The sequence below is a fragment of the Bradyrhizobium sp. NBAIM08 genome (assembly GCF_020193935.1).
Lineage (GTDB): Bacteria > Pseudomonadota > Alphaproteobacteria > Rhizobiales > Xanthobacteraceae > Bradyrhizobium > Bradyrhizobium yuanmingense.
Genome location: NZ_JADYVR010000006.1, coordinates 55,844 through 71,472, shown reverse-complemented (window position 1 = coordinate 71,472; position 15,629 = coordinate 55,844). Strand labels below are relative to the sequence as shown.

General features: G+C 65.2%; 15 protein-coding genes. 10 read left to right on the top strand and 5 right to left on the bottom strand.

Annotation, left to right across the window (positions count from 1 at the left end):
- The first annotated feature begins 12 nt into the window (after positions 1-12).
- Together I6F37_RS21325 and I6F37_RS21320 are read left to right on the top strand one after the other, a co-directional pair.
- On the top strand, positions 13-444 hold the full coding sequence (locus I6F37_RS21325; RefSeq protein WP_109144574.1) for a pyridoxamine 5'-phosphate oxidase family protein: 432 nt from the start codon (positions 13-15) through the stop codon (positions 442-444).
- Between the two features lie 14 nt (positions 445-458).
- Positions 459-734, top strand: a complete 276-nt coding sequence (locus tag I6F37_RS21320) for a hypothetical protein (RefSeq protein ID WP_225127481.1) — start codon at positions 459-461, stop codon at positions 732-734.
- Positions 735-891: 157 nt separating this feature from the next.
- Here the strand turns inward: I6F37_RS21320 and cax are convergent, their stop codons facing one another.
- Positions 892-1,995, bottom strand: coding sequence for a calcium/proton exchanger (cax, locus tag I6F37_RS21315; RefSeq protein WP_225152595.1), 1,104 nt, complete (start codon positions 1,993-1,995; stop codon positions 892-894).
- 427 nt (positions 1,996-2,422) lie between these two features.
- Here cax and I6F37_RS21310 point away from each other — a divergent pair, with 427 nt between their 5' ends.
- Positions 2,423-3,811: an MFS transporter gene (locus I6F37_RS21310; RefSeq protein WP_225152593.1), complete on the top strand. Its 1,389-nt coding sequence runs from the start codon at positions 2,423-2,425 to the stop codon at positions 3,809-3,811.
- A 4-nt stretch (positions 3,812-3,815) separates the two neighbouring features.
- Here I6F37_RS21310 and I6F37_RS21305 read toward each other — a convergent pair whose 3' ends face one another.
- Positions 3,816-5,420, bottom strand: coding sequence for a B12-binding domain-containing radical SAM protein (locus tag I6F37_RS21305; protein ID WP_225152591.1), 1,605 nt, complete (start codon positions 5,418-5,420; stop codon positions 3,816-3,818).
- A gap of 352 nt (positions 5,421-5,772) precedes the next feature.
- Here I6F37_RS21305 and I6F37_RS21300 point away from each other — a divergent pair, with 352 nt between their 5' ends.
- The 7 genes from I6F37_RS21300 to soxA all read left to right on the top strand — a co-directional run bounded on the left by I6F37_RS21300 (position 5,773) and on the right by soxA (position 11,805).
- On the top strand, positions 5,773-6,222 hold the full coding sequence (locus I6F37_RS21300) for a (2Fe-2S)-binding protein (RefSeq protein ID WP_036004329.1): 450 nt from the start codon (positions 5,773-5,775) through the stop codon (positions 6,220-6,222).
- Positions 6,223-6,234: 12 nt separating this feature from the next.
- Complete coding sequence (locus tag I6F37_RS21295) at positions 6,235-8,421, top strand: xanthine dehydrogenase family protein molybdopterin-binding subunit (RefSeq protein ID WP_225152589.1); 2,187 nt, start codon at positions 6,235-6,237, stop codon at positions 8,419-8,421.
- Between the two features lie 104 nt (positions 8,422-8,525).
- Positions 8,526-9,797 carry an NAD(P)/FAD-dependent oxidoreductase gene (locus I6F37_RS21290; RefSeq protein ID WP_225152587.1) on the top strand — a complete coding sequence of 424 codons (1,272 nt, stop codon included), beginning with the start codon at positions 8,526-8,528 and terminating at the stop codon, positions 9,795-9,797.
- Positions 9,790-10,236, top strand: a complete 447-nt coding sequence (gene soxX, locus I6F37_RS21285; protein WP_036004323.1) for a sulfur oxidation c-type cytochrome SoxX — start codon at positions 9,790-9,792, stop codon at positions 10,234-10,236. The genes I6F37_RS21290 and soxX overlap by 8 nt, the downstream gene beginning before the upstream one ends.
- A 5-nt stretch (positions 10,237-10,241) precedes the next feature.
- The gene (locus I6F37_RS21280; protein ID WP_225152585.1) at positions 10,242-10,709 is read left to right on the top strand and encodes a SoxY-related AACIE arm protein; all 468 of its coding nucleotides are present in this window, start codon (positions 10,242-10,244) and stop codon (positions 10,707-10,709) included.
- The gene (gene soxZ, locus I6F37_RS21275) at positions 10,709-11,026 is read left to right on the top strand and encodes a thiosulfate oxidation carrier complex protein SoxZ (protein WP_036004317.1); all 318 of its coding nucleotides are present in this window, start codon (positions 10,709-10,711) and stop codon (positions 11,024-11,026) included. The genes I6F37_RS21280 and soxZ overlap by 1 nt, the downstream gene beginning before the upstream one ends.
- Positions 11,023-11,805, top strand: coding sequence for a sulfur oxidation c-type cytochrome SoxA (soxA, locus tag I6F37_RS21270; RefSeq protein ID WP_225146152.1), 783 nt, complete (start codon positions 11,023-11,025; stop codon positions 11,803-11,805). Before soxZ ends, soxA begins: the two co-directional genes overlap by 4 nt.
- Positions 11,806-11,858: 53 nt before the next feature.
- On the opposite strand, the gene I6F37_RS21265 is transcribed toward soxA, so the two are convergent.
- The 3 genes from I6F37_RS21265 to I6F37_RS21255 form a co-directional block, all read right to left on the bottom strand.
- Entirely contained in the window at positions 11,859-13,526 is a 1,668-nt protein-coding gene (locus I6F37_RS21265) for a regulator (RefSeq protein WP_225152583.1), read from the bottom strand.
- Positions 13,527-13,535: 9 nt separating this feature from the next.
- The gene (locus tag I6F37_RS21260) at positions 13,536-14,234 is read right to left on the bottom strand and encodes a cysteine hydrolase family protein (protein ID WP_225139651.1); all 699 of its coding nucleotides are present in this window, start codon (positions 14,232-14,234) and stop codon (positions 13,536-13,538) included.
- Positions 14,235-14,539: 305 nt separating this feature from the next.
- Positions 14,540-15,493, bottom strand: a complete 954-nt coding sequence (locus tag I6F37_RS21255; protein WP_225152581.1) for a hypothetical protein — start codon at positions 15,491-15,493, stop codon at positions 14,540-14,542.
- Positions 15,494-15,629: the final 136 nt, after the last annotated feature.

The window sequence follows — 15,629 nt, the reverse complement described above, 5'->3', positions numbered from 1 at the left end:
GGAGGAAAGTTCATGCCCAAGAAATCGCTCGCCGAAATCTCAAAGGAAATGGCCGGCATCGACATCGCCATTCTCTCGACGCACACCGAGAACGGCGAGATTGCCAACCGTCCGATGAGCAACAACGGCGACGTCGCCTACGACGGCACCTCGTACTACTTCACCTACGAACAGGCGCGAACGGTGTCGGACATCCAACGAAATCCCAAGGTAGCGCTCGGATTCTCATCGGAGGCGGGCCTATTCTCGAAGGGAATCTACCTCGCGGTCGAAGGGACTGCCGAGCTGATCCGCGACAAGGCCGCCTTCCAACAGCATTGGACCAGCGACCTCGACAAGTGGTTCGAAAACGGAATCGATACGCCGGGCATCGTCCTGATCAAGGTCAAAGCCAAGCGCATCACTTATTGGACGGGCCGCGAAGAGGGTGAGGTCGTGATCTGACTGACGCGGTGATCGTGCGCCGATTCCTCGATTGGTTCTTCAGGAGCCGCGAAACCGGTGCCATCACCATCGCGCAATGGCCCAACCTCATTCTATGGATCGTGATCGTCGCGGGCCTTCTGCTTTGGATCTGGCCTTCCGCGGGAAGAGCCAGCGTCGCCCTGACAATCGTCTTTAAAAGCGGACTAGTGATTTGGGGCGCCGATGAGATTATCCGCGGCGTGAATCCCTGGCGGCGCTGCCTCGGCGCTGCGGTCGTCGTCTACGAGCTCAGCACGTTTGTGCCGTAAGGTGGGTTCGACGAGGCACGCCTAACCTTCGCGGTTTGCTGATCCCTGCGCATCGCGCCGCCATGCACCCGAGCTGACGCCGACGATCGCGGCCTGGAGCCGACATTTTCTCGTACGACCAATAGCCTGCCGGAGCGAGATCGAGGGGCACCGAACTTCACCCCTGCCCCGCCGGCGGGACCACGTACAGCGTCAGCGCGAACACGGCATAGATGAAGATCAGCAGGGCGCCGACGAACCAGGCCGAGCGCCCGCTGGCCGTGATGAAGGCCGACGTCACCGTCGCGATCATCATCATGGTGACCGCGCCCGGCCAGAACTGCAGGTCCATCGGCTTCGGCCCCACGACATAGCTGAGCAGCACCAAAGCGGGTGCGACGAACAACGCGATCTGCGAGGCGCTGCCGAGCGCAATGCTGACGGCCATGTCGAGCCGGTCCTTGCGTGCCGCGGCGAAGGCCACCGCGAATTCCGCGGCGGCGCCGACCAGCGAGACGACGATGAAGCCGACGAAGGCCGGGCTCATTCCGAAGGTTTCCGCCGCCTTCTGCACCGATTCCACGAAGATCTCGCTGACCAGCGCGACCAGCACGGTGACGACCAGCAGCGTGCCGACGGCCGTTCCGATCGGCCAGTGCGCCTCCTTGTCGTCGTCGCCGTGACCGGCGCTTGCGAACAATTCCTTGTGCGTTCGAAGCGAGAACAACAGGCCGAGCCCGTAAGCTGTGATGAGCAGGACCGAAATGCCGAGGCTGAGCTTGTTGAGGATGCCCTCGCCCTGCGGCAGGTGGTCGAGATCGGCGACCGCCGAAGGCGCAAGCAGCGCGACGGTCGCCATCAGCAACAGGCCGGACGAGAGCCGCGCACCGGCGCGGTTATATTCCTGCACATGATAGCGCAGGCCGCCCAGCAACAGGCAGGCGCCCAGCATGAACACCGCGTTGGTGACGATCGCGCCCGCGATCGAGGCCTTCACCAGCATGTACTGGCCGGCGCGCAGCGCCGTGATGGCGATGATCAGCTCGGTCAGATTGCCGAGCGTTGCATTGAGCAATCCGCCCACGGCATCGCCAGTCTTGGCGGCGACCGCCTCGGTGGCGTGGCTGAGCAGCGCCGCCAGCGGAACGATGGCCAGCACCGCGAGCACGAACAGCAGCGTGTGGGAATGCGGCGCCACCGCCTCGGCCACCAGCACGATGGGCACGAAGGCCAGCATCCAGAGCAAAGGGGTATTCCGGATTTCCCTGAGCAGAATCTGCATGTAGCCGCCCTTCCATCGATGCGCTGATGGAAAGTTCGGGCGGCCGCGCAGGTCGAGTGTTGATCTGTCTCAACGTCGGCGTGGTGGAGGCGGCGCGCGCAGGACGCGCATGCGGCCTGCTCCCGGCCTGATCGCTGCCACGCTGGCATCCTGCCAGTGTTTTGCCCGACGGGTCAAGTTGATCACGGCTGCGACCGCCGTTTGCGACTGGCGGGAAAATGCCTTGTCGATCAAAGGGCCTCCTACTGTGCATGGGGTTGTTTTTCGACTTTTCTTTTGGCCTCGCTCTTGCGCCCGCAGCGCAAGCGCGTCGCCCGACCTTCGCGCATACACAGCATGCAAGCTTGCGCCTGTGGAAGCCGGCGCCTCCGTAGTACATGCCGAACGTCCCCCATGGCTACGCCGCCGGAGCAGCGCGCCAACAAAAATGACGATCACGTTACCTGCCGCCGCGCGCGAGCCCGACCATCCCACCGCCGACGGTCTTCCGTCGACGCAGCGGCGCTGGGCTGTTGCCGCGATCTTCACTGCGCTCGCGATGGCCTCGCTCGACACTGCCATTGCCAACATCGCCCTGCCGGCCATCGCCGCCGACCTGCACGTCACGCCGGAGCAGTCGGTCTGGGTCGTCAACGTCTACCAGATCGCGCTGGTGGCGACGCTCTTGCCGCTGGGAGCGCTCGGCGAGATCGTCGGGCACCAGCGCATCTATCTCGGCGGACTGATCCTATTCACCATTGCCTCGCTGTTTTGCGCGGTGGCATGGTCGCTCGACAGCCTGTTGCTGGCGCGCGCGCTGCAAGGGCTGGGCGCGAGCGGCATCATGAGCGTCAACACCGCGCTGGTGCGCTTCGTCTATCCCGGCCGCATGCTCGGCCGCGGTTTCGGTCACAACGCGCTCGTGGTCGCGACCGCCTTCACCTTCGGACCCTCGATCGCCTCCGCCATCCTCGCCTTCGGCCCGTGGCCGTGGCTGTTCGCCGTCAACATCCCGTTCGGCCTCATCGCGATCGGCATTGGCTTTGCCATGCTGCCGAAGACTCCGCGCGCCGATCACGGCTTCGACTTGCTCGGCGCGATCCTGGCCACCGCCTGCCTCGGCCTGTTCATCACCGGCATCGGCAGCGCCGCGCACAATCTGTCGCCATTCGTGGTCGGCATCGAGCTGGTCACCGCCCTCGTGCTCGGCGTGATCCTGACCCGCCGCCACGCCGATCATCCCGCGCCGATGCTGCCGATCGACCTGTTCGCCAGGCCTATGTTCGCCCTGTCGGCGGCGACGGCGGTGTGCGCCTTCGCCGTCCAGGGCCTCGCCTTCGTCTCGCTGCCGTTCTATTTCGAGGATGTGCTCGGCCGCTCGCAGGTCGAGACCGGCTTCTTCATGACGCCCTGGCCGCTGGTGGTCGGCATCATGGCGCCGATCGCAGGCCGCCTCTCCGACCGGCACGCGGTCGGCCTGCTCGGCGGCATTGGGCTCGTGCTGCTCGGTCTCGGCATGGCGCTGCTCGCGACACTGCCGCCCAATCCCGCCATTGCCGACATCATCTGGCGAATGGTGATCTGCGGCATGGGCTTCGGCTTCTTCCAGGCGCCGAACATGAAGGCGGTGATGGCAAGCGCGCCGCCGCACCGCAGCGGCAGCGCCTCCGGCATCGTCGCGACCGCGCGCCTAACTGGGCAGACCACTGGCGCGGCGCTCGCCGCCGCCTGCTTCGCTCTCGCTGGCCACGAGGGCGCGACGCTGGCGCTGGCGCTCGGCGCGGGCTTTGCCGCGCTCGGCAGCGTGATGAGCTTCCTGCGGCTCGCGGTGAAGTAAGCTGTCAGGCCGCCGTCACGCCGACAGCCACCGGAGCGACGGTCTCGTTGTCCAGCGCGGCCAGGCGCTCGTCGATCGCCGCGATGACCTTGCGGGAGTACGGGCCGAGATGTGCATAGGCCGCGATCATCTGCACGGCGATGCGCGCCGATGACGTGTCGCGCTTGGCGCAGTTCATGAAGGTCTGCCAGAGCGGCCCCCGCGCCTCAGGAAGCGCGGACACCACCTTGTGCACGGTCTCCATGGCTCCGAGCTTGGAGCGGATATCGCCTTCGGCAAGCTCGGAACGCTGCCTCGACCGGTCGAGCAGCGTCATCAGGCGGTCGACACGTGCTGCATAGGCCGCCGGGCTGTAGATGTGTTCCAGCACCCGCTTGTAGTCCGTCAGAATGTCGCGCAACGGGCGGACCGGATCGAAATTGATGCCCGCCGTGCACTGATCGGCGCCAATCGTCGGCGCCACGTCGTGCCCGGAATGCAGCCGGCCTTCGCGCTCCAGCCGGCGCGTGAGCTGCGTGTTGGGCAAGGCATAGAGCAGGCCGACCATGGCGACGGGGATTGCCGCCTCCTCGATGAAGTCGATCATCGCCTCCGCCATCGAGACCTTCTCGTTGTCGAAGCCAACGATGAAGCCCGCGGTGACGAGCATGCCGGCGGCGTAGATCTTGTGGATGCTCTCGGCGATGTTGCGCCGCGTGTTCTGCTTCTTGCGCATCGCGACCAGCGTCGCCGGGTCCGGACTTTCGATGCCGACGAAGATGCCGAAGAAATTGGCCGCACCCATCAGCTCCAACAGCTCCGGGTCGTCGGCGAGATTGACCGAGGCTTCCGTGGAGAATTCGAACGGATAGCCGTGCGTGCGCTGCCATTCGGCGAGCTTCGGCAGGAACTGCCGTAGCGACTTCTTGTTGCCGATGAAATTGTCGTCGACGAAGTCGAGATGACCGCGATAGCCCATCTTGTAGAGCGTCTCGAGCTCGACGAACATCTGCTCGATCGTCTTGGTCCGCGGCACGCGCCCGTAGAGCTCGATGATGTCGCAGAACTCGCAGGTGAAGGGACAGCCGCGCGAATATTGCACACCGAGATAGAGATAGTCCTCGAACTTGAGCAGGTCGAAACGCGGCACCGGCGTCTTGGTGACGTCGGCCTGGAACTTCGGTGCGGTGAAGAGGCCGGATCGCGCGCCGCTCTCCCAGGCCGCGATGAATTCGTTCATGACGCTCTCGGCCTCGCCGAGCACCCGGAAATCGGCCCGTTCATAGATATGGGGGCTCGAGGTGGGGTCGGGTCCGCCGACCACGACCGGCTTGCCGGCAGCGCGGCAGCGCTCGATCAGACGCAAGGTGTCGGCCTGCTGGGGCAACATTCCGCCGGTGAACACGACGTCGGCCCAGGCGAGATCCTCCTCCCCGAACGGCGCGGTGTTGCAATCGATCAGCCGGACGGTCCAGCTCTCGGGCAGCATCGCGGCGACGGTGATCAGGCCCAGGGGGGCGGCCGGGCGCTTGACGCCCAGCACTTTGCAGGATTCGCCGAAGGTCCAGAAGGACTCTGCCGAGAACAGCGGGTAGAGCATCAGTACGTTGCAGGGACTCGGCACGTTCATGGAACTCCTTTTGCGTCGGCGCAGTGTACCAAAGCGCCCGCGACTTGCACCCCGGCAATAGGGACAAACTGTCGCCGCAGCGCAAGCCGCGCGGGGCCCTGGAACCGGCATTCACAGCCGGACGTCGCCTCAAGCCGCGGATTGGCGCCCTCGGAACCCTCAACCCGAATCGATTGCGAAGGGATGAGCCAAAACGGCGTCCCGGTCCATACCCAGAGCGGGGGCCATGCGCCCTGGTCGCGCTCGGTTTGTTGATTTGAACCTCGGACTATTGATTTGAACCGTTCCAGTTTGCCGCACACATTGCGCCCCTGAGTTCAATCGGTGGATTGGGCCAATCAGGGGACTTGCGATGGCAAACCTAACAATCAACGGAAAACCCTTCACGCTCGACGTCGAGCCGGATACGCCGCTGCTTTGGGCAATCCGCGAGAATGCCGGCCTGACCGGCACCAAATACGGTTGCGGCATTGCACAATGCGGTGCCTGCACGGTTCACCTCGATGGCGTTGCGATGCGCTCCTGCGGCATCTCGGTCAGCGAGGCCGAGGGCAAGCAGATCACCACCATCGAGGGGCTCGCCTCGGGCAATACGCTGCACAAGGTGCAGGAGGCCTGGATCGCCCAGGACGTGCCGCAATGCGGCTATTGCCAGAGCGGCATGATCATGGCGGTGGCCGCGCTCTTGAACGAGAAGCCGAAGCCGACCGACGCCGACATCGACGAGGCCATCACGAATATCTGCCGCTGCGGCACCTTCCAGCAGGTGCGCGAGGCGATCCACACGATCGCGAGCGCGTAAGGAAATCCCCACATGAACAAGCATATATCGCCGCGGCTCAACCGCCGCGCCTTCGTCATCGGCACCGCTGCGGTCGGTGCTGGCCTTGCCATTGGCCTCGACCTGCCCTTCGGCGGCCCCGCCGTGGTCCGCGCCGCCGACGGCTCGCCGGAGATCGGCGCCTGGGTCGTGGTCAGGCCCGACGACACCGTGGTGATCCGCATCGCCCGCTCGGAGATGGGCCAGGGCTCGCTGACCGGCCTCGCCCAGCTCGTTGCCGAGGAGCTCGAATGCGACTGGACCAAGGTCACGACCGAATATCCGACGCCCGGCCAGAGCGTCGCGCGCAAGCGCGTCTGGGGCGATTTCTCGACTGGCGGCAGCCGCGGCATCCGCTCCTCGCAGGACTATGTCCGCAAGGGCGGCGCCACCGCGCGCGTGATGCTGATCCAGGCCGCAGCCGACGCCTGGAAGGTGCCGGCCTCCGAATGCAGGGCCCAGAACAGCGTCATCACCCATACGCCCTCGGGCCGGACCACGACCTATGGCAAGGTCGCCGAAGCTGCGGCGAAGCTGACGCCGCCGGCGGACGTCAAGCTGAAAGATCCGAAGGACTGGAAGCTGATCGGCAAGGGCGTCAATCGGCTCGACACCGCCGACAAGACCACCGGCGCGATGATCTACGGCGTCGACGTCAAGCTGCCGGGCATGCTGAACGCCGCGATCAAGGACTGCCCGGTGTTCGGCGGCAAGCTGAAGAGCTTTGACGAAGCCAAGATCGCCAACATGAAAGGCGTCAAGAAGGTGGTCAAGGTGGGCGATACCGCGGTCGCGGTCGTTGCCGACACCTGGTGGCACGCCAAGACCGCGCTGGAGGCGCTGCCGATCGTCTGGGACGAAGGCGACAACGCCAAGGTCTCCAGCGAGTCGATTGCGAAATGGCTGGCCGAGGGCCTCGACAATGCGCAGCCGGCCTATGTCGGCAACAAGAACGGCGACGCGAAGGCCGCGATTGCCGGCGCCGCCAAGAAGGTCGAGGCCGTCTACTCCTATCCCTACCAGAACCACGCCACGATGGAGCCGATGAATGCCACCGCGCTCTACACGGCGGACCGATGCGAGGTCTGGTGCGGCACGCAGAACGGCGAGGCGGCGTTTGCAGCGGTGCTGGAAGCGTCCGGCCTGCCGCCGGAGAAGTGCGACGTGCACAAGGTGATGTTAGGCGGCGGCTTCGGCCGGCGCGGCCAGACCGACTATGTCCGCCAGGCGGTTATGATCGCCAAGCAGATGCCGGGCACGCCGATCAAGCTGCTGTGGTCGCGCGAAGAGGACATGGCGCACGGCAGGTATCACCCGATCACCCAGTGCAAGATGACCGGCGCGTTCGATGCCAACAACAACCTGATCGCGCTGCACTACCGCCTGTCCGGGCAATCGATCCTGTTCTCGCTCCGCCCCGAAGCGTTGCAGAACGGCATGGATCCCGCGGCATTCCAGGGCGTCGCCCAATCCGGCGAAGCCGCATTCGGCTATTCGGTGCCGAACCTTCTGGTCGAGCATGCGATGCGCAACCCGCACGTCCCGCCCGGCTTCTGGCGCGGCGTCAACGTCAACCACAACGCGATCTACATGGAATGCTTCATGGACGAGCTCGCCCATGCCGCAGGCCAGGACCCCCTCGAATTCCGTCGCAAGCTGATGGGCAACCACCCCAAGCACCTCGCGGTGCTCAATGCGGTGGCCGAGAAGATCGGCTGGACCACGCCGGCGCCGCAAGGCGTCTATCGCGGCATCGCGCAGGTGATGGGCTATGGCAGCTATGTCGCCGGCGCCGCCGAGATCTCGGTGACCGACGCCAACAAGATCAAGGTGCATCGCATCGTCGCCTCCACCGATCCCGGCTACGTCGTCAATCCGGCGCAGGTGGAGCGACAGGTCGCCGGCTCCTTCGTCTATGGCCTCTCCGCGCTGTTCTACGGCGGCTGCACGGTGAAGGACGGCAAGATCGAGCAGACCAACTTCGACACCTACAACTCGATGCGCATCAACGAGATGCCGAAGGTGGAGGCGGTGATGGTGCCGAGCGGCGGGTTCTGGGGTGGCGTCGGCGAGCCGACCATCGGCATCGCGGCGCCGGCGGTGCTGAACGCGTATTTCGCCGCGACCGGCAAGCGCATCCGCCATGTGCCGCTGCGCGACCAGAACATCACCTTCGCGTAAAGCATGATCCGGAGAAGTGTGGAGCGGTTGTCCGAAAAGATCATGCTCAAAGGACAAATCGCGGCGGCCGTATCGGCCGCCGCAGCATTTTCCGGACAGGTCTCATGAATGCGCCGGTGACGCGGCGGAATGCCGTCCTCGGCATCGCCGTCGCAGCCACATCGCTCGCCGCCCCTTCGATCCTGCGCGCACAATCGGCGGGCCGCGTCGTCGTGGTCGGCGGCGGCTTTGGCGGCGCCGCTTGCGCCCGCGCGCTCAAGCGCGCCGATGCTAAATTGCAGGTCACCCTGATTGAGCCGAACAAGACTTACATCTCCTGTCCCTTCAGCAACGAGGTGATCGCGGGCCTGCGCGAGATCGAGGCGCAGCAGTTCGGCTATGACAAGCTTGCCGCCGGGGGCATCCGCATCGTCATCCAGGCTGCGACGGGCATCGACACGCAAACGCGTCGTGTGACGACGGGGGATGGCACCACGTTCGGCTATGACCGCCTCGTGCTCTCGCCCGGCATCGACTTCCATTTCGAAGCCCTGCCCGGCTACGACGACGCCGCATCGGAGACGATGCCGCACGGCTGGAAGGCCGGCGCGCAAACGCTTTTGCTGCGCCGGCAATTGGAAGCGATGGCGGACGGCGGCACGATCGCCATTGCAATCCCGGCCAATCCTTCCCGGTGCCCGCCAGCGCCCTACGAGCGCGCGAGCCTGATCGCGCATTACCTGAAGTCGAGAAAGCCGCGGTCGAAAGTTCTGATCCTCGACGCCAAGGACGCGTTCTCGCAGCAGCGGCTGTTCGAGAAGGCGTGGAAGGAGCTCTACGGCGACATGATCGAGCGCATCGCACTGTCGCAAGGCGGCCGCGTCACCTCGGTCGATCCGACGACGCGAACCATCGTCACCGAGTTCGGCAACTACACCCCTGATGTCGCCAACGTCATCCCGCCGCAGCGCGCGGGGCGCATCGCTGCCATCGCGGGCGCTGCGGACGCGACGGGCTGGTGCCCGATCGATCCCGTCACGTTCGAGTCGAAACTCGTTTCGAACGTCCACGTCATCGGCGATGCCTGCCTCGGCGGCGGCATTCCCAAATCAGCATCCGCTGCGAGCGCGCAAGGCAAGGCCTGTGCTGGAGCGATCGTGAATCTCTTTGCAGGCCGCGCGCCGGAGACGCCACGCCTGACAGGCGTCTGTTACAACGTCGTCGCGCCCGGTTACGGCTTTTCGCTGGCCGGCAACTACGAGCCCAGGGGCGACATCTTCGCCGAGGTCGAGGGCGGCACCACGAGCCCGGTCGACGCGCCGCGCGAATTGCGCGCCCGCGAGGCGGACGAGGCCGAGCGCTGGTTTGAAACCATCACGGCGGACACCTTTGGCTAGAGCACCGATCCATATCGCAGCGCTGATCTCTGCCAGCCTCGCCTGCAGCGCGAGCGCGGACGAGCTCGTGCCCTACACAATCGTCGGCGACGGCATTCCCGCCTCGCTCACCGGCTCGCCCAGCGATGCCACGCGTGGGCGCGCGCTGGTGCTCGCACGCACGACGACCTGCATCCTCTGCCATTCCGGCCCATTTCCGGAAACGCGGTTCCAGGGCGACCTCGCGCCTGATCTTGCCGGTGCCGGGAACCGGTGGTCCGCGAGCCAGTTGCGGCTTCGACTGGTCGATGCCTCGCGCTTCAATCCGGACACCATCATGCCGTCCTATTATCGCAACGACGGCCTCGTCCGCGTCGGACGCAACTTCGCCGGCAAGCCGATCCTGTCGGCTGCGGAGATCGAGGACATCGTGGCTTTTCTTGCAACGCTTCGGGACTAGGTTTCATGCCAACCACGCGACGACAATTCTTGAACCTCGCCGGATGCGTGACAGTCGCCGGCACGGTCCCGATCGTGACGCTGCGGCCGCTTCAAGCGACGCCGGCGATGCTCAACGCTGCGATCCGTAACCTCGTCGGCGAAGCCCAGCTTCGCAGCGGCAGGATCAGGCTCGACATTCCGCCGCTGGTCGAGAACGGCAATACGGTGCCGATAACGGTCAGCGTTGCAAGCCCGATGACGGCGGACGACCACGTCAAGAGCATCCACGTCTTCAACGAGAAGAACCCGCAGCCGAACATCGGCAATTTCTATCTTGGTCCCTCCTCCGGCCGCGCCCAGGTCTCGACCCGGATCCGGCTCGCCGACACCCAGAAGGTGGTCGCGATCGCGCGCCTGTCCGACGACACGTTCTGGCAGGTTGCCGCCGATGTCGTCGTGACGCTGGCGGCCTGCACCGAGGAGATGAACTGATGGCCGCCCTCATCAACGTTCCCTCGAAAGCAAAACGCGGCGAGATCATCGAGATCCGCACGCTGACCTCGCACATCATGGAAACAGGATTCCGCCATACCGCGGACGGCAAGCTCGTGCCGCGCGACATCATCACGAGCTTCATCTGCCGCTACAACGGCGCCGAAATCTTTCGTGCCGACCTGTTTCCGGCGATCGCGGCGAACCCATATTTGTCGTTCTTCACGGTGGCCAAGGAGAGCGGCAAGTTCGAGTTCGAGTGGATTGGCGACAACGGCTATTCGTCCACCGCATCCGCATCGATCAGGGTCGAATGATCGCTTGGCGCGCGATAGCGGCGGCGGCGATATTCCTCGTCACGGGCCCAGCCCTGCTCGCCGCAGAGATCCCGCCCGATGCGCGCCGCTCCGGCTATGCCTTCATGGGCCCGGACACCCGGGCGATGCAGGACGACGACACCGCCAATCCCGGCATGCTGTTCGTGCTCGACGGCGAGCAGCTGTGGAAGAAGAAGACCGGCAGCGCCGACAGGGCATGCGCCGATTGTCATGGCGATGCGCGCACCAGCATGAAGGGCGTCGCGGCGCGTTATCCCGCCTTCGACAAGGCACTCGCGCGCCCCGTCACGCTCGACCAGCGCATCAATCTCTGCCGGGCCAATCATCAGCAGGCAACGCCGCTACCTAACGAGAGCCGCGACCTGCTGGCATTATCCGCCTTCATCGCCCACCAGTCGCGTGGCAATCCGATCACGGCCGGCGACGATCCGCAGCTCAAGCCGTTTGTCGACCAAGGCCGCGAGCTCTTCATGCAGCGCGAAGGCCAGCTCAACCTTGCCTGCACCAACTGCCATGACGACAATTTCGACAAACGCCTCGCGGGCGCCCCGATCACGCAAGGACAGCCGACCGGCTATCCGCTGTATCGACTGGAATGGCAGACGCTGGGGTCGCTGGAGCGACGGCTGCGCAGCTGCATGAGCGGTGTCCGCGCCCAGGCCTATGATTACGGCTCGCCCGAGCTGGTCGCGCTCGAGCTCTATCTGATGTCGCGCGCGCGCGGCCTGCCGATGGAAACGCCGGCGGTGCGGCCCTGAAACAGCAACGGCCGGACCATCCGCCCGGCCGTTCCGCAACAATGAAGCCGGGCCTACTCCGCCGGTGCGGCCGACATCTCCGGATGCGCGGCATAGTGTTCGCTGGCGCCGAGCTTGCTGGCCGCGAACAGGCCGGCGGCCATCACGGCGTAGGCCAGCGCGACCGCGGGGGTCACGCCAAAGCCGCCGCCGATGCCGACGGCCTCGCCATGCATGAAGCCGAAATAGGTCAGGATCGCCCCGACCAGCGCAAAGGCGGAGGCCTTCTCGAAATCGCGCTCGATGATGAAGACACCGATAGCGCCGAGGATGAGGCCGCCGAGGATGGAGCCGCCGCCCATGACTTCGAGGCCGTGATAGAACACGCCCTGCTGCGGCAGCGCCGCCACCGCTGCGGTCTTGACCGCGTCGGCCTTGTCGGCCGCCATCCCGCCGACGGTTGCTGCCGCAGTCATGGTCGAGACCAGCATCGTATCGATCTGGAGCTTGGCCCAGGCGGCAAGGTGCGGGGTCAGTGCCAGCACGATCGCAGGCGCGTGCTTGACCGGCGTGGTCTGGAACGCCTGCGCGCCGATCAGCATGCCGATGTAGAGCAGGATCGGAGAGATCGCGACCACGGGCACCAGCGCCAGCAGCACCGAGATGATGCCGAACCAGGACAGCACCACCACCATGATGCCGGTCGCAGCCGAATAGCCGATTCGGCCGCCCATCGCCTTCCAGCCGGGATGGCCGATATAGACCGCGTTGATGAAAGGATTGCCCATCAGGCAGCCGATCAGGCTGACGACGCCGTCGGCGGTGAGCACGCGCGTGGTCGGATAGTCGTCGCCGGCCGCTTCCGCGCTCTCGACATTGTCCATGGCCTCGACGAGGTCGTAGATGCCGAACGGAATGGCCGTGACCAGGATGATGCCGAGGAATTCGAAGCCGGAGAAGACGTAGCCAAACGCCGGGATCGGCACCGAGAAGCCGAAATTGGCGAAGGCCGCACCGACGCCCGCGATGCTCAGGCCGCCGAGGCCGAGCCCGAACAGGTTCGAGCCCCAGGCGATGATCATGCCGGCCGCGATTGCGACGAGGCCCGCGGGAATGCCGCGCCAATACTTCACGCCGCCGAACCAGCTCACCAGGATGATGGCGAAGCAGACGAGACCGATCTGCGGCGTCATGTACATCTCTAACGCTGGCCGCATCGAGATGAAGGTGACGGAGACCCCTGCGAGCGTGCCGAGCAGCGCCGCGCGCGGCGTGATCTTGCGGATGAACGGCGCGATGAAGCCGCCGATCATCAGGATGAAGCTCTGGAAGAATACCCAGACGAGGCCCGCCGACCACCCCTTGAGCGGATCGCCGGTCTTGAGCGTGATCGGCAGCATGATCACGAAGGTCACGATGAACATGTGCGGCACGCTGACGCCCGACGGCAGCGCGCAGACGTCGTTGCGGCCGGTCTTCTGGGCCAGGCGATAGGCGAGATAGGCGTAATAGAAGGTGGAGAGACACATCATCAGCCCGAGCGCGGGCAGGATGCGGCCGAACACGAGGCTGTCGGGCATCTTCAGCACGAAGCGCAACAGGCCCGTGAGCACCAACATGTTGACGAGGATGTTGGTGCCGAAGCCGAACAACGCGTTCCAGTCGCCCGACGTCCATAGCGCCGGCTTGAAGTCGAACTTGTTCAGATCAGAACTGCCGGCCGCCCCCGTCAATGTGCTCATGATATACCCCTATGTGGTCGAAACCTTCATTGCCTCCAGAACTGCGGCTGAATCCGCGACCCAACCGAAGATGCCGCCCTGGGCCTTGATCATCTTCAGGCCCATCTCGTGAAACTCGGGGAAGTAGGACGCGCAGCCGTCGGCGATGACGACGCAGCGATAGCCGCGGTCGTTGGCCTCGCGCACCGTGGTGTTGACGCACACTTCGGTGGTGACGCCGCACACCAGCAAATTCTCGATGCCGTATTTTTCCAGGACCTCGCCGAGCTCGGTCGCGTAGAACGCCCCCTTGCCGGGCTTGTCGATCACGATTTCGCTGTCGAGCGGATAGAGCTCGGGAATGATGTCGTGGCCGGCCTCGCCGCGAATGAGGATGCGGCCCATCGGACCGGGATCGCCGATGCGAAGGCTCGGCGCGCCGCGCTCGACCTTGGCCGGCGGCGCATCGGAGAGATCGGGCAGATGCCCCTCCCGCGTGTGGATGACCAGCATGCCGGTGTCGCGCGCGGCCGTCAGCACCGCGCCGATCGGCTTCACCGCGCGCGCGAGCTGGCTGACGTCGTTGCCCAGCGTCTCGCCGAAGCCGCCGGGCTCCATGAAGTCGCGCTGCATGTCGATGATGAGGAGCGCGGTGGCGGGCCAGTCGAGCGTGATCGGCTCAGGCTCGGCGCTGACGACGCCCCTTGTCGGCTTGGCTGAGTTCAACATGACGGCCCCGCGAGAACTCTCCTGACCGGGAGTTCTGCAAGCGCCGTGCCATTGTGTACAATTGCGGTTGAGCGCGGGTAGCGAGGGAATTTGTCGTCTGGTCAGAAGGTTACGCCGGCGATCGGCGTCTGCTTATTCCCTGTGCGACGGCTTCGCGCCGTGCATTTGCCTAAGAGATAAGCGGCTTCCTCCGTCATTCCGGGGCGACGCGCCAGCGTCGAGCCCGGAATCCATCGGGCCGCGGTACGCGAGGTGAAATGGATTCCGGGTTCGCGCTACGCGCGCCCCGGAATGACGAGCAGAGGCTACCGCCCCGCCCCATACAACTGCCGATGCTCTTCCTCATACGGGGCGTAAGACTCCTTCAGCGTCGCCATGTTCAGCAGCATGGCCGCCACCATCGTGCCCGCCTTGTCGAACACGCGCGTCTTGACCCAGGCGCTTTCGGTGCGGCGGCTGCCGGACAGCGCGACCACTTCGCGCTCGACCTCGTATTCCTCGCCCTCGAAAAGTGGACCCTTCAGCAGGCGGATCTCCTGGTCGGCGAACAGGCCGACGGCCGGGCCCTTGGTCGGCAGCGGATCGTCCTTGGAGCGGTACTGGAACAGCACGCTCAGCATCTCCATCGGGATGATGGGCTTGCCCCACGGATTATCCGCGCCCGAATAGTACGGCGAGCTTTCGGTGATGACGGCGAGCTTCTGCCTCAGCGAGAACGGATAGAGGTCGCCCATGTTCTGGTCGAACGCCATGCGCACCGACTGCCGCTTGCTGGTCTGCGCCACCTTCACATCGCGCAAGATCACGGGATCAGTGAGCGGCTTGAGCTCGCCAAGGCGCGCCTCGAGCGCCGTTGCAACCGGCAAATCGCCGACTGATGCCGTGCCGCGCAGCACCTCAGTGCCGTCGCGCTTGACCATCTGGATCTGGCACTGGCGGGTGCCGGGCAATGGCTTCGCCAGGATCGCCTGCACCTCTTCGCCCGCATAGCAGACGCTGCGGTAATGTGCTGAAAGGCAGCCTATCTCGAACCAAGCCTGCCCCCACAGCCGCTCGCCGAGCGGAGCGAACTGGCTGAAATGCGTCGGGCCCTCGATCGTGCCGCCCTTGAAGCCGAGCTTCTGCGCGGTGGCGTCGTCATGGATCGAGGCGTGCGCGTCATAGGTCTGCGCCTGCAGCATCTGGCGTGGCTGACGCCACGGCCCGATCAGGGCCTCGCCCGTCTCCGTGATCTCGGTGTCGAATGCGTTTGCAGTCATGGCGCTCTCCGCGTGCAAGCCATGACTAGCAGGAGCGCCACGGATGCGGCCAGCGATATTGACTTCGCTGGCCCATCCTTTTGACTGTCACAATTCGCATCGCGCAGCCGCGATTCCTCCCGCAGCGCAAACCTCC